The organism is Pedococcus sp. P3_C7, assembly GCF_056402615.1.
In genome coordinates, this window is sequence record NZ_JBFUHC010000010.1 from 297,402 (window position 1) to 314,414 (window position 17,013).

The window sequence follows — 17,013 nt, forward strand, 5'->3', positions numbered from 1 at the left end:
CACTGTGGATCCGTCACAATCCAGTACGGAAGGATCCGCCATGAAGCGCACGACCATCACCCTGGCCGCCCTGCTGGCCGCCCTCGTCCCTGCCGCGGTCGGGCTCTGGGGGAACGCGTCGTTCTCGCAGGCCGTGCCGGTGCGCGTCCCCGCGAGCGCACAGGTGGTCACGCCGACGACCGGTGCCACCACGGCTGACGACCACGGTGGCGACACCCCGCGCGACCAGCGCACCGAGCCTGGCGACGACCGCGACGACCGCTCGGCCACCTCTACCGGGACCGCCACCTCGAGCGGGACGCGGACGACCGAGGCCGGCGACGACCGCGGTGGCGACATCCCGCGCGACCAGCGCACCGAGCCAGGCGACGACCGCGACTCCGGTTCGGGTGGGTCGGGTTCGGGCTCGAGCTCGGTCGACAACTCTGGTCCGGTGTCCACCTCCAGCGGTTCCGGTTCCTCCGGCTCCGGTTCCTCCGGCAGCAGCGGTTCCGGCTCCGGCTCCAGCGGTTCCGGCGGTTCGGGAGAGTCCGGCTCCGGCCGCTCCGGTTCCGACGACGGTGGGTCCGACGACCACGGCGGCCACGGAAGCGACGACTGAGTGGACCAACGCACCTCTTCGGTCGCCCCGACGCAGCCCCTGCGCGTCGAGGCGACCGATGCTGCTCCCTGGGTGACGGTCTCCCGCCGCCGCGACACCGCGGCCGCGCAGTCGCCGGTCAGCCCGCGCAGGGTCCTCACCCAGGTCGTGGGCGGCCTCGCGGTGGTGCTGTTGGTCGTCGGGCTCCTGGGGTCGTGGGCCGCCCAGCGACTCGCCGAGCGCGAGGCGGTCACCGACGCCGCCACCATCGCCGACGTCCTCGCCGAGGCCGTCATCACCCCCTCGCTGACCGACGCACTGGCGGACGGCGACCCCGCCGCCGTGGCCGCCATGGACGCCGCCATCCGTGAGCGGGTGCTGGGTCCTCGCATCATGCGGGTGAAGCTCTGGTCTCCCGAGGGCAAGGTCCTCTATGCGGACGAGCCCCAGCTGGTGGGTCGCACCTTCGCGCTCAGCGAGGACCAACGGGTGGCCCTCTCGCAGCCGCAGACCAAGGCCGAGGTGTCGGAGCTGGACTCGACCGAGAACGAGTTCGAGACCGGTGGGCGCGCGCTGGAGGTCTACCGACCCGTGTGGACCCCCAGTGGGCGTGAGCTCCTCTTCGAGACCTACTCGCCGTATGACTCCGTCAGGCAGCGCAGCAGCCAGCTCTGGCGCGGGTTCGCCGGGGTGACCGTCAGCAGCCTGCTGCTGCTCGTGGTCCTGACGGCTCCGATCCTCTGGCGGCTGCTCCGTCGCCTCAGTGAGGCGCAGCGCCACCGCGAGCGGTTGCTCGAACGCACCCTGGAGGCGTCCGACGCCGAACGTCGCCGGATCGCCGGCACCCTGCACGACGGCCCGGTCCAGGACCTCGTGGGATCGGCGTTCGTCGCCGCGGGTTCGGCTGCCAAGGCCGAGTCGTCCGGGCAGCCGCAGATGGCCGACGACCTCCGAGGGCTGGCCGCCTCGGTGCGTGGCAACATCCGGACGCTCCGGACGCTGCTGGTCGACATCTACCCGCCGAGCCTCGCCAGCGCCGGGCTGGCCACGGCACTGGTCGACTTGGCCCAGTCCGGCGCCTCCCGTGGCCTGACGGTGCACGTCGATGTCGAAGTGGCCGACGACCTCGGGCTGACCCAGGACCAGGAACGACTCGTCCACCGGGTTGCCCAGGAGTGCCTGCGCAACAGCGCCAAGCACGCAGCCCCGGGCACCGCGACGATCCGGCTCGGCCGTGAGGACGGCTCGGTCGTGCTCGATGTGCTCGACGACGGGCCCGGCTTCGAGACGTCCAGGCTCGAGGCCCCTGACCAGGGGCACTTCGGGCTGCGCGTGCTGGCCGACCTCGCGAGCGACGCCGGTGCGGTGCTCCAGGTGGCTTCGCGCCCCGGTGCCGGGACGCACTGGCGGCTCGTGGTGCAACCGGAGCAGACCCCGTGATCCGGGTCGTGGTGGTCGACGACCACGCGATGGTGCGCACTGGGCTCGCGGCTCTCCTCGAGGCCAGTGACGACCTCACGGTGGTGGGCCAGGCTGCCGACGGTCGCGCGGCCAGGGAAGTCGCCGTCGAGACGCTCCCGGACGTCGTGCTCATGGATCTGTCGATGCCCGTCATGGACGGTGTTGCCGCGACCCGGGAGGTGTTGGCGGCGGTCCCCGACGCGAAGGTCGTCGTCCTGACGTCGTTCTCCGACCGGCGACGGGTGAGTGAGGCGCTCGACGCGGGGGCGGTGGGCTACCAGCTGAAGGACTGCGAACCAGCCGATCTCCTCGCGGCGGTCCGTGCCGCCGCGGCCGGTCACGCCCCCCTGGACCCCCGGGTTGCCAAGGTCCTGCTACCGGCGCCGGGGGCGCGTCCGGCGGACGGGCTGAGCCGTCGCGAACAGCAGGTGCTCCGCCTGGTCGCCGACGGCCTCGCGAACAAGCAGGTCGCGCGAGCCCTGGGCATCACCGAGCGCACGGTGAAGGCCCACCTGGGACGCGTGTTCCGCCAGATCGGCGTGCTCGATCGCACGAGCGCCGCCCTCTGGGCGCGCGAGCACCTCGACGACGAGGGCTGACGGGGGGCCACCCATCCCGAGCACGAGGTATGCCGCGTGGTCACCCGGCCGCGCGGCATACCTCCGCGGGCGGGGTGTGTCCCCCCGCTGGCCTAGGCTCGGCCCGTGACCGACGGACTCTTCATCGCCTTCGAGGGCGGCGACGGCGCGGGCAAGTCCACCCAGGTGGCCCTGCTCCGCGAGGCCCTCGAGACCGCCGGGCGCACGGTGACGGTCACCCGCCAGCCCGGTGGCACCGACCTGGGCCGGGAGATCCGCGACCTGGTGCTGCACGGCGCCCATGTGGCGCCACGGGCCGAGGCGCTCCTGTTCGCGGCGGACAAGGCCCACCACGTCGACCAGCTCATCCGGCCGGCACTCGACCGTGGCGAGGTGGTGCTGACCGACCGCTACACCGACTCGGCCGTGGCCTACCAGGGCGCGGGGCGAGACCTCGGGGCGGAGGAGATCCACGACCTCAACATGTGGGCGGTCGACCACCTGGTGCCCGACCTGACCGTCGTCGTCGACGTGTCGGCCGAGGAGGGTCGCCGTCGCCGTGGCGACGTCCACGACCGGCTCGAGGCCGAGGCGGACGCCTTTCACCAGGCGATCCGCGCGCACTACCTGGCCATGGCCCAGGGCAACCCCGAGCGCTACCTCGTCGTCGACGGGACGCTGGCCCCCGACGCGATCCATGCCCAGGTCGTGCAGCGGCTCCAGACGATGGGAGCACTGCCGTGACCGTGTGGCGCGACGTCATCGGGCAGGCCACGGCGGTCGCGACCCTGCAGCGGGCGGTCACCGACCCCAGCGCCATGACGCACGCCTGGCTGCTCACCGGGCCACCCGGGTCCGGGCGATCGGTGGCGGCCCGGGCGTTCGCCGCCGCGCTCGAGTGCCCCCAGCACGGCTGCGGCGAGTGCCGCGAGTGCCGCACAGCTGTCGACGGCACCCATGCCGACGTGGATGTCATTGCCACTGAAGGACTTTCGATCAAGGTGGAGCAGGCTCGCGAGCTCGCTGCGATGTCGGCGCTGCGGCCGTCGGTCGGCCCGTGGCGGGTCATCATCGTCGAGGACGCCGACCGTCTGACCGAGCGCGCCGCCGACGCCCTGCTCAAGGCGATCGAGGAGCCGGTGGCCCGCACGGTGTGGATCCTGTGCGCTCCCTCGCTGGAGGACGTCGTCATCACCATCCGCTCGCGGTCGCGGCACGTCCGGTTGCGCACCCCGCCTGCCGAGGCGGTCGCCGAGCTGCTGCACCGTCGCGACGGCGTCGAGATGCCGATGGCGATGTATGCCGCGCGGGCGGCACAGAGCCACGTGGGGCTCGCTCGGCGGCTGGCCCGCGACGAGGGCGCGCGGATCAGGCGCCGCGACGTGATCAGCCTGGCGGGGCGGATCCACGGTGTCGGAGACGCGATCGGTGCTGCCGCCGACCTCGCCTCGATCGCCGACGAGGAGTCCAGCGCGGCTGCGGCGGAGCGCGACTCGGCGGAGCGGCAGCGGCTCATGGAGGTGCTGGGAGCCGACCCGTCGGCCCGCACGCAGCCACCCCACATCCGCAGCCAGCTCTCCGGCCTCGAGAAGGAGCAGAAGGCGCGGGCCACCCGGCACTCGCGCGACGTCCTCGACCGGTCGCTCGTCGACCTGTTGTCGGTCTATCGCGACGCCCTCATCCTGCACAGCGGAGCAGCCCTCGGGCTGGTCAACCAGGACAGCCTGCCCATCGTCCAGGGGGTGGCCCGCTCGATGAGCGCCGAGCAGCTGCTCCAGGCGATGGACGCCATCGGCACGGCCCGCGAGCGGATCGGCCTCAACGTTGCCCCGCTGCTGGCGCTGGAGGCCATGGCCATCTCGCTCCGGGTGCCGCGGTGAGTCGGCCCCAGCTGCTCGGGATACGGTCGACTGCATGAAGGTGAAGGCGCAGGTCCTGGTGGCTGCTGCTGCCGCGCTGGCCGTCGGCCTGTCCGGCTGCTCGGTGCTGGGCGGCGGTTCCAGCGAGGCGTCCACACCAGTGCCGAAGGCCGCGCGCACCGCCCCGCCCGGGTCGGAGGCGCTCGCGAAGTTCTACGGGCAGACACTGGCCTGGAAGAAGTGCGGTCCCGGGCAGTGCGCCGGGCTGACCGTTCCCCTGGACTACGCCCAGCCGGACGGCGAGACGATCACCATCCGGGTGCTGCGGATGCGCGCCACCAAGAAGGGGCAACGGCTGGGGTCCCTGGTGGTCAACCCGGGCGGGCCCGGGGGGTCCGGTATCGACTACGCCGCCGCCGCGGACACCATCGTGGGCAAGCCGGTGCGCCAGCGGTTCGACATCGTGGGCTTCGACCCTCGCGGGGTCCAGCGGTCCAGCCCGGTGGACTGCCTGGGCGATGCGGAGATGGACGACTTCCTGGCACAGGACCCCACACCCGACGACCCCGCCGAGGTGCAGACCTACCTCGCGTCGATGAAGGACCTCGGCGACAGCTGCCTCGCCCGGACCGGGCCGCCGCTCGGTCACATCTCCACGGTGGACACCGCCAAGGACATGGACATCCTGAGGTCGGCCCTCGGTGACGTGAAGCTCAACTACCTCGGCAAGTCCTACGGCACGCAGCTGGGCGCTGTGTACGCCGGGCTGTTCCCGTCGCTGGTGGGCCGGTTCGTCCTGGATGGTGTCCTCCCTCCCGACCTGACCTGGGAGGAGTCGGCCGTCGGTCAGGCGGAGGGCTTCGAGCGCGCGGCGCACGCCTGGGCGAGGTACTGCGTCGCCAAGGGCACCTGCCCCCTGGGCGACAGCGAGTCCGCGGTCATGACAGGTATGGGGGACCTGCTCGCCCGGCTCGACGCGTCACCGGTCCCCATGCGGGACGGACGTGAGTCCCAGCTCACCGAGGGGTGGGCCACCCTCGGCGTCGCCCAGGCGATGTACGACCCACGGTCGTGGAAGGCGCTCACCGAGGCGCTGCGCCAGGTCGTCGCCAAGGACGACGGCACCAAGCTGATGCTGATCTCCGACCAGTACGCGCGACGCACCGCCAAGGGCAGGTACGTCGAGAACCTGCTCGAGGCCTTCTACTCCATCAGCTGCCTCGACAACCCCGGCAGCCCCGACCCCGCGTACTACGAGGGCATCGTCGCGAAGGCGAGAGTCAAGGCCCCCGTCTTCGGCCCGGCCCTCGCCTGGGGCGCGGCGATCTGCACCCAGTGGCCGGTCAAGACGGGCCAGGTGCCCCACAAGATCAGCGCCGAGGGCAGCGGACCCATCGTCGTGATCGGCACGACCCGTGACCCGGCGACGCCGTACGAATGGGCTGTGCGCGAGCGCGACCAGCTCGCGAACGCGCGGCTGCTGACGTTCGACGGTGACGGGCACACCGCCTACACGCGGTCCAACAAGTGCATCGACAACGCGGTCAACAACTACTACACGAAGGGCAAGGTCCCGGCCGACAACACCAGGTGCTGACCCGGCATACCGACGGCAACTGTCAGCGGAAGGCGTAGACCACGGTGACGGTCACGCCGACCTTCTCACTGCCGACCTGGATCGGGACCGGCGACGACGAGTCCTTGGCGACCGCGGCGGAGCGCATGTCGTAGTTGACCGGGGGAGGGTCTGCCACGGTCTCGGTGATGCTCACGACGGCGCCGAGGCCGCGGCCGGAGGCCTTGGCGTACTGCTCGGCCTTGGTCTTCGCGTTCGCGACCGCCTGGTCGCGGGCGGCGGTGAGGAGCTTGCCGTTGTCCTCGAGGTCGAGGCTGATTCCGTTGACCTGCACCGCATTTCCCCCGGCGGTGACCGCTGCGGTGATGGCGTTGCCGGCCTTGCCGAGGTTCCGGAGGGTGGCGGTGACGCCTTCGCTGACGACGTAGCCCTTGATGACCGGGGTGCCGTTCACGGGGTAGGAGTACTCGGGCTGGACCTGCAGGTTGGACGTCTGGATATCCTTGCCGGCAACGCCGTTGCGGGTGAGCGAGGACTGGACGCGGGCGGTGAGGGAGTTGGCGGCGTCAAGCGCCTTGCCGACGGTGGCCCCACGGGTCTGGACACTGAGGTCGAGGCGCAGGGTGTCCGGCTTGCCGGCGACCTGGGCCGTGCCGGTGACGGTGATGCCGGGACTGCCGACAGCGGTGCCGGTGGTGCCGGGGCTGGTCGGGCTGGGGTAGGTGACGAGGGTCGCGGCGGAGGCTTCGCGACCGGAGTGGGAGCCGACCCAGAAGGCGCCTCCCAGCAACACCGCGGCCGCGACGGCGACCGCTCCACGGGACATCGGCTGGGTGCTCATGGCGATGGGACGGTATGCCGCGTGGCCGGGTTCCGCGCGCGGCTCGGGTGGGTTCGGCAGGCCGGTCGGCGATCACCCCAGGAGGCGCTGTCGGGCGGTCGTTCGGCCGGTTCGGAAATCTGCTGGGTCATCCGTATACTCATCGTCCGTGCCTTCGGGCACCCGCCTCCTTAGCTCAGTCGGCCAGAGCGATTCACTCGTAATGAATAGGTCATCGGTTCGATTCCGATAGGAGGCTCAGCGGCACCACCCAGAAGAAGGCCCCCGTGACTCCGGTCCCGGGGGTCTTTTCTGTTCGGTGAACGTCCGGTGAACAGGGCCACCATGCCCGTGACCACCTCCGCCGCATGGCGTTGTCGGGGCATGAGCATCACACGCAGACACCTCCTCGCGGGCGCGGGCGCCGCGTTGGGCGGGGCCGCACTCGGCCTGCCCGACAACGCATCCGCGGCTGCGGCCGCCACGGTCCTGCCCGACCCGAACCGCAGCGGCATCGAGCACGTGGTCGTCGTCATGATGGAGAACCGGTCGTTCGACCACTACCTCGGGTGGCTGCCGGGGGCGCGTGGCAAGCAGGCCGGACTGACCTTCACCGACCGCTACGGCGTGCCGCACAACACCCACCACCTGACCGACTACCAGGGGTGCGCGCACCCCGACCCCGACCACTCCTTCGAAGGTGGTCGCGTCGAGTACAACAACGGCCGCTGCGACGGCTGGCTCAAGGCGGGCGACAACGACACGTTCGCCATCGGCTACTACACCGACGCCGACCTCGCGTTCTACGGCCAGGCAGCACGCGACTGGACCGTGTGTGACAACTACTTCTCCGCCATCCTCGCCGAGACCTACCCGAACCGGTTCTACCAGCACGCCGCCCAGACCGATCGCATCCACAACTCGACCGACGTCGCGACGATGCCGACCATCTGGGACCGACTCGCCGAGGCCGGAGTGAAGGGCACGTACTACTTCTACGACACCCCGTTCACCGCCCTCTGGGGCAGCAAGTACCTCGACATCTCCAAGCCCTATCCGCAGTTCCTGGCCGATGCGGCAGCCGGGACCCTGCCGGCCGTGAGTTTCGTCGACCCGAAGTTCCTCGACGAGGGCACGGGTTCCAGCGCCGACGACCACCCCCACGCCGACATCCGCGCGGGCCAGCACTTCCTCGACCAGGTCTACGACGCGGTCACCTCCGGCCCCGGCTGGGACAAGACCGTGTTGGTCGTCAACTACGACGAGTGGGGCGGCTTCTACGACCATGTCGCCCCCACCAGCGCACCCGACGCGCACCCCGAATGGGGCATGCGCGGCTTCCGGGTGCCGTGCCTGGTCGTCTCCCCACGTGCCCGCCGCGGCCACGTCGCCAAGGACGTCTACGACCACACCTCTGTCCTGAAGATGATCGAGTGGCGATGGGGACTGCCTGCACTGACCCCGCGTGACGCTGCTGCCCGCAACCTCGCCGAGGTGCTCGACTTCACCAACGCCCCGAACACCGACGTCCCGCGATACGCCGTCCCCCCGTTCGTCGGCACGCCGTGCCCGCCGGCAGGAACGGCCGACTACGAGGACTGGCACGCGCTCAAGGACCTTGCCAACACCCATGGATGGAGCCTGTGATGACCCGCCCCCGCACCTTCGGCCACCGCCCGTCGCGGGCTATTCGTCCCCGAGCTGCTGGCACCCGCCTCGCCGCCGCCGTGACTGCCGTACTCGTCGGCATCGTTGCCACGACAGCGATCTCGCTGGGCGCGTCAGCCGCGCCCGCGCGCGCACCCAGGCCCGCGGCATACCTGCCTGCGGTCAAGCACGTCTTCGTCATCAACCTCGAGAACAAGGGGTATGACGAGACCTGGGGTCCCGGGTCGGCGGCGCCTTATCTGTCGCAGACGTTGCGGGCGCAGGGGAACCTGCTCACCCAGTACTACGGCACCGCGCACAACAGCCTGCCGAACTACATCGCGCAGGTCAGCGGGCAGGGGCCCAATCCGCAGACGCAGGGCGACTGCCAGGTGTTCAGCGACTTCGCCGGCGCGGGCACAGCGGCACCCGGTCAGTACATCGGGGACGGGTGCGTCTACCCCAGGACCGTGCCCACCCTGCAGGGCCAGCTCGACGCCGCCGGTCTGACCTGGCGCGGGTACATGGAGGACATGGGCACTCCTTGCCGACACCCCGCGGTGGGCGCCCCCGACGACACCCAGAAGGCGGAGGTCGGCGACCAGTACGCGGCGCGCCACAACCCGTTCGTGTACTTCCACTCCGTCATCGACGACCCGGCCTACTGCGCCGCCCACGTCGTCGACGCCGGAGCGCTCGACTCCGACCTTGCCGCGACGGCGACCACGCCGAACCTGACCTACATCACGCCCAACCTGTGTCACGACGGGCACGACACGCCCTGCGTCGACGGGCAGCCCGGCGGCTTGGCCTCAGCCGACGCGTGGCTAAAGGCGACCGTGCCGAGCATCCTCAACGCCCCCGCGTTCAAGACGGATGGCCTCCTGCTTATCACGTTCGACGAGTCCGACGGTCCCCAGAGCGATGCCACCGCGTGCTGTGGCGAGGGGCCCGGGCCGAACAGCCCGCTGCCCGGCATCACCGGGATGGGCGGCGGTCGCGTTGGCGCCCTCGCCCTGTCACCGTTCGTGCGCCCCGGCAGCCTCAGCAGCACGCCGTACAACCACTACTCGATGCTCGCGAGCATCGAGGACCTGTTCGGCCAGGCCCGCCTCGGCTATGCGGCACAGAGCGGCCTCAACCGGTTCGGGCTCGACGTCTACAACCGCTGACCGTTCGCCTTCATCGCCGAACGCGTTTGGGGGCAAGCAAGTACGCTCACGGGATGAGCCGGATCTTCTCCGTCAGTGTCTCCTCGGTGTACCCGCACTACGTGACCAAGGTGGAGAAGAAGGGCCGGACCAACGCCGAGCTGGATCAGGTGATCGAGTGGCTGACCGGCTTCGACGAGTCGGAGCTCAAGGGACGGCTGGCCGACGGGACGACGTTCGAGGAGTTCTTCGCCCAGGCACGGCTGAACCCGCGGGCCTCGTCGATCACGGGCGTGGTGTGTGGGGTGCGCGTCGAACAGATCGACGATCCGTTGATGCAGAAGATCCGCTACCTCGACAAGCTCGTGGACGAGCTCGCCAAGGGCAAGGCGATGGACAAGATCCTGCGGAGCTGAAGGGTGCCCTCAGGGAAATCGTCCCTGAGCAGTGTCGGATCGGGGCGCACGCGTTCGTAGTAGGGGTGAGGAGGTGCCGTTCCGGTGAGCGTGGATGACGTAGCGCCGGCGATCACCCGGGCCCACCACGAGGAGTGGGCGCGGGTCGTCGCCTCGCTCACGAGGCGCTTCGGCGACCTCGACATCGCCGAGGAGGCGGCGGCCGAGGCGTTCGCCACGGCGGTCGAGCGGTGGCCGGCACACGGCATACCTCCCAATCCGGGCGCGTGGCTGACCACCACCGCGAACCACAAGGCCATCGACCGGATCCGGCGCGAGAACAAGCGGGACGGCAAGCAGAAGGAGGCCCAGCTGGTGTACGACGACGACCCACCGGAGCCTCTCGGAGCCATCGACGACGATCGGCTGCGACTGCTCTTCACGTGCTGCCACCCGGCGCTCGCGATGGAGTCGCGCGTCGCGCTGACCCTGCGGATGGTCGGCGGCCTGACCGTGCCCGAGATCGCGCGGGCCTTCCTGGTGCAGGAGACCACCATGGGGCAGCGGATCACCCGCGCCAAGGCCAAGATCAAGGCGGCCCACATCCGTACCGGGTGCCGTCCGCGGACGACCTGCCGGCCCGGGTCTCAGGCGTCCTGGCCGTCCTGTTCCTCGTCTTCAACGAGGGCTACCTGGCGACCGGTCCTGACACCGATCCCCTCCGTCACGACCTGACCGCCGAGGCGATCCGGCTCACCCGCCTGATCCGGGGGCTGCTGCCGCAGGACGGTGAGGTGGCCGGGCTGCTGGCGCTGATGCTCCTCATCGAGGCCCGCCGCACCGCCCGCGTGTCCCCGACCGGCGAGCTGGTCACCCTCGACGAGCAGGACCGTGGGCGCTGGGACGCGGCGCTGGTCGCGGAGGGTCATCGGCTGGTGCGCGAGCGGCTGGCCGAGGGCGTGGCTCCGGGGCGGTACCAGCTCCTCGCAGCGGTCAACGCCGTGCACACCTCCGCCCGCGACGCACGCGACACCGACTGGTCCCAGGTCGTCGCACTCTACGACCAGCTCGTCCGCCTCGACCCCTCACCGGTCGTCGCCCTCAACCGCGCCATCGCGGTAGCCGAGCTCGACGGGCCGGACGTGGCGTTGGCCCTCGTCGACCGCCTGGAGGGAGCGTTGTCGGGCTACCACGCCTACCACGCGACGCGGGCCGACCTGCTGCGTCGGCTGGGCCGCAGCCAAGAGTCCCGCGCCGCCTACGACGCCGCGCTCGAGCTGGCCGGCAACACGGCCGAGACCGCCTACCTCACCCGCCGCCGCGACCAGCTCGCCTAGTGGCACTGGCGCGTATGCCGTGGGCGTGCTTTCCCAGTGGTGGCTTGGTTCCGCGCGTCCTACCATCGACCATGGTCCGAATCGGCCGCAGGCAGCAGGAACCGCGAGACGCCAACGACGAGGACCCCGTGGTCCGCCAGTACCGCTTCCTCTTGCGGGAAGCCTCGCCTGACGCGGTGGAGGTGGCGCACACCGAAGCGCTTTCCCGGCTCGGCGAGGACAACCGCCGGGTCATCCTGACGGCCGTCCAGCGTGGGCTGGTCGCGGGTCAGCGGCTCCAACCGGGCGACGCCGCCCAGATCGCGCACCTCATCGTGCTCGGGGAGCGGCGCTCGCCGAACGCCTTCCTGTCGTCCTGCGAGCCGGCAACCTTGCTGGCTCTCTCACAGGCCGTGATCCACACCGAGGCCTGCTTCGGGCTGTTCGGGAGGTATGCCGCCTGGGACGGCGCCGACCCGGAGCCCGAGGAGGAGGGGGCTTGGGCCGAGGCCGGCTTCAATCCCGACAGCGGCCGCTGGAACCTCGCGAGGCAGAACCACCTGAACGCCGACAATGGTGCCGGCATGGGCTTCGGCGGAGGCGGAGCCGGAGGAGGGGGCGATGGCGGCGGGGGAGGCTGACGGCCGGCCCGGGCCCGTCAGGCCGAGTCCTGGGCGTCCTCGGCTGCGCCGCTCTCGAGGCTGAGCAGGATGTCGAGCAGGCAGCGGACCGGCTCCTCGCGGGCGAAGGCGGGATCGGCCAGCCCGGCGATGATGTACTCCGCCACGCGCACCAGCTTGGTGTTGTGCTGGTTGGAGTAGGTGCGCAGCATCTCGAAGGCCGCGTCCTCCCCGATGCCGAAGCTGAGCATGAGGGCACCCTTGGCCTGCTCGATCGCGGCGCGGTGCTCGGTCGAGGCCAGCACTGCTTCCGCGGCTCCCTCACGGAGGGACTGGGTGATGTCGACGATGAACCCCGACAGTCGTTTGACCTCCCCGCCGGCATCCTCGCTCTGGCCCACCAGGACCAGGCGTCGGGTGCGGCCGGCCGGGTCGACGAGCCGGTACTCCAGGGAGAACGGGCGCGCGCGGGTCAGCACCTCATGGAACCGTTCCAGGACAACGGTTCGGTCCTGCTCGACGACGCGTTCGAGCATCAGGTCCGTTGTCGGGTCCTGCCCGAGCGGGATGCCGTACAGCTCCCGGAGATCGGTTGAGCAGGTCCACCGGTCTGCGGTGGCGTCGTACTCGAAGAACAGTGCAGGTTCGTCCGTCAGGGACGCGAGAAATGACATCAGACCCTCCATCGCCAGAGACCGCCGTGGGACAGCAACCACGAGTTCAGAGAGGCCACTTCTTGACCTTCGGCCAAATAATACGAATGGCCGCTCGCGCGTCAAGCCCATCTCGGCGGAAGTCTCGAGCGACACCTTCGCGGGGTGTCTAGGGCAGCCATAGCTCGATGTGATGACGCTCGAAAGGCGTACTCCGCACGCATGTGAATGACGTACGACCCCGGCGTCGGGTCGCCCTAGTGTCGGGAGATGGTCGACCGCCCCGACGACTCGGAGATGACGGACGCAGTGCTGCGCTCGGAGATCGAGCTCTTGGCTGACCTGATGGCGGCCGTCTGTGAGTTTCCCGGGCGGCTCACGGACACCCAGATCGATGCTGTCCTCGGTCTGACCCCTCCCGTTCGGCGGGCCGACGAGGACGCTGGCGGTACGCCACCAGCCCACATGGCGTCGTGAAGGTCGTCGACACCCCTACTCTGACCACGTGCCCTCCTTCGACCGCGTCGTCCTGATCTTCAACCCACACAGCACCGGAGAGGCCAAGGAGCTGGCCGAGGAACTGCGTGAGGACCTCGCCGAGCGCGTGCCGACGCTTGCCGTCGAGCTGCTTCCCACCCAGCACGCGGGCCACGCCGTCGAGCTGTCGCGGGAGGCCGCAGAGGTGGGGGCGCCACTGGTCGTGTCCGTCAGCGGTGACGGCGGCTACAACGAGGTCGTCAACGGCGTCATGCAAGCCGACAACGACCGTGCCTTCGCGGCGGTGCTGGCAGCAGGAAACGCCAACGACCACCGCCGCACGACCAAGGAGCGTCCGATCGCCGAGGCCATCGCCGATGGCTCCGTGAGCCGGATCGACCTCCTCCGCTTCACGGCGGGGGGCGCGGCCGACGAGGTGGTGCGCTACGCGCACTCGTACATCGGCCTGGGCCTGACACCCGTGGTTGCGGTCGACCTCGAAAAGGGAGGCAAGGGTTCGTTGCGCGAGATGGTCACCGTCGTGCGGACGTTCGCGAAGTTCCGCCCGTTCGAGATCGAGATCGAGGACGGCACCCGCCAACAGTTCGACAGCCTCGTCTTCGCCAACATCGCGCAGATGGCGAAGGTTGCCACGCTGGCCGAAGACGAGGGCAAGCCCGACGACGGACTGTTCGAGGTCATCACCCTCCGGCACACGTCGAAGCTGCGGATCCTCGCGATGGCCATCAAGGCGAGCACCATCGGCCTGGGCAAGCAGCCCAGCGTTCGCAGCTACTCGTTCACGACGGTGACCCCGCTACCGCTGCAGATCGACGGCGAGGTCGTCGACCTGCCGGCGGGAGCGACGGTGCAGGTGGACATCCTGACCAAGGTCCTGCAGACCGTCCTGTGAGCGAGGCCACGACCCAAGGGTCGAGCCCCATCGTGGTCTTCGTCCCCGGACTGGGTCTGGACCGCAGATCCTGGCAGCGGGTCCGCCACGAGCTGCGCGGGCAGAGCACCGTCGTCCTGCTGCCCTCCATGGGGCAACCCGTGCCGCGCGGCACCGGGGTTTCAGTCGAGCTTCAGGCCGAGCGCCTTCTGCACAGACTGCCGAGAGGTGCGTCGACCATACTGGTAGGTCACTCGGCCAGCTGCCCCGTCGTGGTCGAAGCGGCCCGCCACACTGACGACGTCGTGGGACTCGTCCTCGTAGGCGCGGTGACCGATCCCGCGGCCCACACCTGGCCGAGGATGCTGGCCCAATGGGGCCGCACCGCCATTCACGAACGCCCAGGTGAAGCCCGTGTGCTCGCCCCGCAGTACCGGCATACCGGGATCCTCAGCATGCTCCGGGGGATGGATTCGCTGCGACGCTTTCGCACGGACCATGCACTGAGCGGGCTGGATCTGCCGGTGGAGGTCGTGCGCGGGGACAAGGACCGAATCGCCTCGCACGAGTGGTCATCGGTTCTGCGGCGCGCGTCCAACGGACGTCTGAGCACAATTCACGGCGCCGCTCACATGGTTCCCCTGACCCATCCCGCCGCCGTCGTGGCTGCCGTCGACCGAGTGCGCCTGGCCGCCGAGCGGCCGTCCGCCCGGCTTCCGTAGGCGTCGCCCGCCGAGCCGTGTTTGCCCGCGGCCCTGGGGGGGTAGGTGCTGAACAGACAGTCGTGGCCGAGCTCTCCGTCGCGAGCTGGTTCGCCGCATCGCGAGAGGGAGTCATGTCGAAGAAGAACACGACGAAGCTTGGTTCGACCCGGGCCGGCGCGGGGAAGGCGAAGGCTTCTGCGGCGGGGCAGCCTGCCACGCAGCCCGCCGCGATCCTCGGTTCCGGGGGAGAGGTGCACCAGCCGGTCCAGGGCGGTCAGGTACTCACCACGGCCCAAGGCGCTCCGMTGTCCGACGACCAGAACAGCCTGCGTGCCGGCCAACGCGGACCGACCCTGTTGGAAGACTTCGCCATGCGGGAGAAGATCTTCCACTTCGATCACGAGCGCATCCCCGAGCGCGTCGTGCACGCCCGCGGCTACGGCGCTCACGGCACCTTCGAGACCACCGCCGACCTGTCAGAGCTCACCAGGGCAGCCATCTTCTCGACCGTCGGCAGGAAGACCGAGGCGTTTGTTCGCTTCTCGACAGTGGCCGGCGCCAAGGGATCCTTCGACCTTGCGCGCGACGTACGTGGGTTCGCGGTGAAGCTCTACACGACCGAGGGCAACTGGGACATCGTCGGCAACAACATCCCGGTGTTCTTCATCCAGGACGCCATCAAGTTCCCCGACCTCGTGCATGCGGTCAAGGAGTCCCCTGACCGGGCGTTCCCCCAGGCGCAGTCGGCTCACGACAGCTTCTGGGACTTCGTGTCCTTCACGCCCGAGGCGATCCACATGACCGTGTGGCAGATGTCGGACCGGGCGATCCCGCGGTCGTTCCGCTTCATGGAGGGGTTCGGGGTCCACACGTTCCGCTTCGTGAACGCCGACGGGGTGTCGACCTTCGTGAAGTTCCACTGGCGACCGCTCCAGGGCCTGCAGTCGGTCGTGTGGAACGAAGCGGTCAAGATCAACGGTGCCGACCCTGACTTCCACCGGCGTGACCTCTGGAACGCGATCACCAGCGGGGACCTGCCGCAGTGGGACCTTGCCGTGCAGGTGTTCGACGAGTCGTTCGCCGAGGAGTTCGACTTTGACGTGCTGGACGCGACCAAGCTGATCCCGGAGGAGCTGGTGCCGCTGCAGGTCGTCGGACGGCTGACGCTGGACCGGGTTGTGGACAACGACTTCGCCGAGACCGAGCAGGTCGCCTTCCACACGGGGAACGTCCCGCCGGGCATCGACTTCTCCAACGACCCGCTGCTCCAAGGGCGCAACTTCTCCTATCTCGACACCCAGCTCTCCCGCCTGGGCACGCCCAACTTCACGCAGCTGCCGATCAACGCACCTCGGTGCCCGGTGGCACACTTCCAGCGCGACGGCAAGATGCAGTACGAGGTGCCGACGGGCCGAGTCAACTACGAGCCCAACGGTTTCGGCGCCGCCGAGCGCGGACCTCGAGCGGACGCGGCAGCGGGCTTCCAGAGCCATGAGGAGCCGCTCGAGGGCACCAAGGTGCGGGTGCGTTCGGCCACCTTCTCCGACCACTACAGCCAGGCCCGACAGTTCTTCATCAGCCAGACGCCGGTCGAGCAGGACCACATCGTGAAGGCCTACACGTTCGAGCTGAGCAAGTGCGAGATCCCGCAGGTGCGGACGCGCATGCTGGCTCACCTGCTCAACGTGCACGAGGACTTGGCGACTGGCGTGGCAGGCGGCCTTGGTATGCCGTTGCCCGAGCCTGCGATCGCGGCCATGCCGCCGCGGACCGACCTCCCGCCTTCGGACGCGCTCAGCATCCTCAAGAGGGGTCCGGGCAGCTTCGCCGGCCGCAAGCTGGGAGTGCTCGTCACCGACGGCACCGATGCCGCGGTGCTCACGGCACTGGCGGACGCGTTCGCCGAGGCTGGCGCCGTCCTGGAGACGATCGCCCCCGTCGTGGGTGGGGTGACCCTCAGCGACGGCTCGGTGCTGCTGGCCGACCAGATGATCGACGGTGGACCCTCCGTGCTCTACGACGCGGTGGTGCTGCTGCCGGGCGCCAAGGCCGTCCCGGCGTTGGCCGTCCGCAGCACCGCCAAGGACTTCGTCTCGGACGCCTTCGCCCACCACAAGTTCGTCGGGTACAACGCCGCCTCACGCCCGCTCCTGGAGGCGGCCGGGGTGGCCGACCTGCTCGATGCCGGGTGTGTGAAGGTCACCAAGTCGACTGCGACCACGTTCGTGAAGAAGTGCGGCGCGCTGCGTTACTGGGAGCGCGATGTCCAGCCCTGACGGGCGCT

At 70.0% G+C, this 17,013-nt stretch carries 16 protein-coding genes, 1 tRNA gene and 1 pseudogene; 16 read left to right on the forward strand and 2 right to left on the reverse strand.

Features of this window, described 5'->3' with window-relative positions:
* The first annotated feature begins 40 nt into the window (after window positions 1-40).
* The 6 genes from AC1DS4_RS15600 to AC1DS4_RS15625 all read left to right on the forward strand — a co-directional run bounded on the left by AC1DS4_RS15600 (window position 41) and on the right by AC1DS4_RS15625 (window position 6,075).
* The gene (locus AC1DS4_RS15600) at window positions 41-601 is read left to right on the forward strand and encodes a hypothetical protein (protein ID WP_477633183.1); all 561 of its coding nucleotides are present in this window, start codon (window positions 41-43) and stop codon (window positions 599-601) included.
* Window positions 602-2,020 (forward strand): sensor histidine kinase, encoded by a 1,419-nt coding sequence (locus tag AC1DS4_RS15605; protein ID WP_477633184.1) that lies wholly within the window; start codon window positions 602-604, stop codon window positions 2,018-2,020.
* Window positions 2,017-2,640: a response regulator gene (locus tag AC1DS4_RS15610; protein WP_477613860.1), complete on the forward strand. Its 624-nt coding sequence runs from the start codon at window positions 2,017-2,019 to the stop codon at window positions 2,638-2,640. Before AC1DS4_RS15605 ends, AC1DS4_RS15610 begins: the two co-directional genes overlap by 4 nt.
* A gap of 105 nt (window positions 2,641-2,745) precedes the next feature.
* Window positions 2,746-3,363: a dTMP kinase gene (gene tmk / locus AC1DS4_RS15615; protein ID WP_477633185.1), complete on the forward strand. Its 618-nt coding sequence runs from the start codon at window positions 2,746-2,748 to the stop codon at window positions 3,361-3,363.
* Entirely contained in the window at window positions 3,360-4,499 is a 1,140-nt protein-coding gene (locus AC1DS4_RS15620) for a DNA polymerase III subunit delta' (protein ID WP_477613858.1), read from the forward strand. Before tmk ends, AC1DS4_RS15620 begins: the two co-directional genes overlap by 4 nt.
* 34 nt (window positions 4,500-4,533) lie before the next feature.
* Window positions 4,534-6,075, forward strand: a complete 1,542-nt coding sequence (locus AC1DS4_RS15625) for an alpha/beta hydrolase (protein WP_477633186.1) — start codon at window positions 4,534-4,536, stop codon at window positions 6,073-6,075.
* Window positions 6,076-6,097: 22 nt separating this feature from the next.
* On the opposite strand, the gene AC1DS4_RS15630 is transcribed toward AC1DS4_RS15625, so the two are convergent.
* Complete coding sequence (locus AC1DS4_RS15630; RefSeq protein ID WP_477613856.1) at window positions 6,098-6,895, reverse strand: SIMPL domain-containing protein; 798 nt, start codon at window positions 6,893-6,895, stop codon at window positions 6,098-6,100.
* A 164-nt stretch (window positions 6,896-7,059) separates the two neighbouring features.
* Here AC1DS4_RS15630 and AC1DS4_RS15635 point away from each other — a divergent pair.
* The 6 genes and pseudogenes from AC1DS4_RS15635 to AC1DS4_RS15660 all read left to right on the forward strand — a co-directional run bounded on the left by AC1DS4_RS15635 (window position 7,060) and on the right by AC1DS4_RS15660 (window position 12,024).
* Window positions 7,060-7,133 (forward strand) — tRNA-Thr (locus AC1DS4_RS15635).
* 125 nt (window positions 7,134-7,258) lie between these two features.
* Window positions 7,259-8,521: an alkaline phosphatase family protein gene (locus tag AC1DS4_RS15640; protein WP_477613855.1), complete on the forward strand. Its 1,263-nt coding sequence runs from the start codon at window positions 7,259-7,261 to the stop codon at window positions 8,519-8,521.
* Window positions 8,521-9,693, forward strand: coding sequence for an alkaline phosphatase family protein (locus tag AC1DS4_RS15645; RefSeq protein ID WP_477613854.1), 1,173 nt, complete (start codon window positions 8,521-8,523; stop codon window positions 9,691-9,693). The genes AC1DS4_RS15640 and AC1DS4_RS15645 overlap by 1 nt, the downstream gene beginning before the upstream one ends.
* Window positions 9,694-9,746: 53 nt before the next feature.
* Window positions 9,747-10,088 (forward strand): DUF2200 domain-containing protein, encoded by a 342-nt coding sequence (locus AC1DS4_RS15650; protein WP_477613853.1) that lies wholly within the window; start codon window positions 9,747-9,749, stop codon window positions 10,086-10,088.
* A gap of 84 nt (window positions 10,089-10,172) precedes the next feature.
* Window positions 10,173-11,404, forward strand: a pseudogene (locus AC1DS4_RS15655) (RNA polymerase sigma factor).
* A gap of 71 nt (window positions 11,405-11,475) precedes the next feature.
* Window positions 11,476-12,024: a hypothetical protein gene (locus AC1DS4_RS15660; RefSeq protein WP_477613851.1), complete on the forward strand. Its 549-nt coding sequence runs from the start codon at window positions 11,476-11,478 to the stop codon at window positions 12,022-12,024.
* A gap of 17 nt (window positions 12,025-12,041) precedes the next feature.
* Here the strand turns inward: AC1DS4_RS15660 and AC1DS4_RS15665 are convergent, their stop codons facing one another.
* Window positions 12,042-12,677, reverse strand: a complete 636-nt coding sequence (locus AC1DS4_RS15665; RefSeq protein WP_477624868.1) for an ANTAR domain-containing protein — start codon at window positions 12,675-12,677, stop codon at window positions 12,042-12,044.
* A gap of 249 nt (window positions 12,678-12,926) precedes the next feature.
* Between AC1DS4_RS15665 and AC1DS4_RS15670 the strand changes: the two genes are divergently transcribed.
* From AC1DS4_RS15670 to AC1DS4_RS15685, 4 genes are all read left to right on the forward strand, one after another.
* Window positions 12,927-13,133, forward strand: coding sequence for a hypothetical protein (locus tag AC1DS4_RS15670; protein ID WP_477613849.1), 207 nt, complete (start codon window positions 12,927-12,929; stop codon window positions 13,131-13,133).
* Window positions 13,134-13,161: 28 nt separating this feature from the next.
* The gene (locus AC1DS4_RS15675) at window positions 13,162-14,046 is read left to right on the forward strand and encodes a diacylglycerol/lipid kinase family protein (RefSeq protein ID WP_477613848.1); all 885 of its coding nucleotides are present in this window, start codon (window positions 13,162-13,164) and stop codon (window positions 14,044-14,046) included.
* A 32-nt stretch (window positions 14,047-14,078) separates the two neighbouring features.
* The gene (locus AC1DS4_RS15680; RefSeq protein ID WP_477633187.1) at window positions 14,079-14,747 is read left to right on the forward strand and encodes an alpha/beta fold hydrolase; all 669 of its coding nucleotides are present in this window, start codon (window positions 14,079-14,081) and stop codon (window positions 14,745-14,747) included.
* Between the two features lie 62 nt (window positions 14,748-14,809).
* Window positions 14,810-17,005 carry a catalase gene (locus tag AC1DS4_RS15685; RefSeq protein ID WP_477646069.1) on the forward strand — a complete coding sequence of 732 codons (2,196 nt, stop codon included), beginning with the start codon at window positions 14,810-14,812 and terminating at the stop codon, window positions 17,003-17,005.
* Window positions 17,006-17,013 lie beyond the last annotated feature (8 nt).

Excerpts from the sequence above, each read along its gene's own strand:
- AC1DS4_RS15600 (WP_477633183.1), top strand. The coding sequence starts at position 41 with ATGAAGCGCACGACCATCACCCTGGCCGCCCTGCTGGCCGCCCTCGTC.
- AC1DS4_RS15660 (WP_477613851.1), top strand. The coding sequence starts at position 11,476 with ATGGTCCGAATCGGCCGCAGGCAGCAGGAACCGCGAGACGCCAACGAC.
- AC1DS4_RS15640 (WP_477613855.1), top strand. The coding sequence starts at position 7,259 with ATGAGCATCACACGCAGACACCTCCTCGCGGGCGCGGGCGCCGCGTTG.
- AC1DS4_RS15650 (WP_477613853.1), top strand. The coding sequence starts at position 9,747 with ATGAGCCGGATCTTCTCCGTCAGTGTCTCCTCGGTGTACCCGCACTAC.
- AC1DS4_RS15630 (WP_477613856.1), bottom strand. The coding sequence starts at position 6,895 with ATGAGCACCCAGCCGATGTCCCGTGGAGCGGTCGCCGTCGCGGCCGCG.
- AC1DS4_RS15645 (WP_477613854.1), top strand. The coding sequence starts at position 8,521 with ATGACCCGCCCCCGCACCTTCGGCCACCGCCCGTCGCGGGCTATTCGT.
- AC1DS4_RS15665 (WP_477624868.1), bottom strand. The coding sequence starts at position 12,677 with ATGTCATTTCTCGCGTCCCTGACGGACGAACCTGCACTGTTCTTCGAG.
- AC1DS4_RS15670 (WP_477613849.1), top strand. The coding sequence starts at position 12,927 with ATGGTCGACCGCCCCGACGACTCGGAGATGACGGACGCAGTGCTGCGC.
- AC1DS4_RS15625 (WP_477633186.1), top strand. The coding sequence starts at position 4,534 with ATGAAGGTGAAGGCGCAGGTCCTGGTGGCTGCTGCTGCCGCGCTGGCC.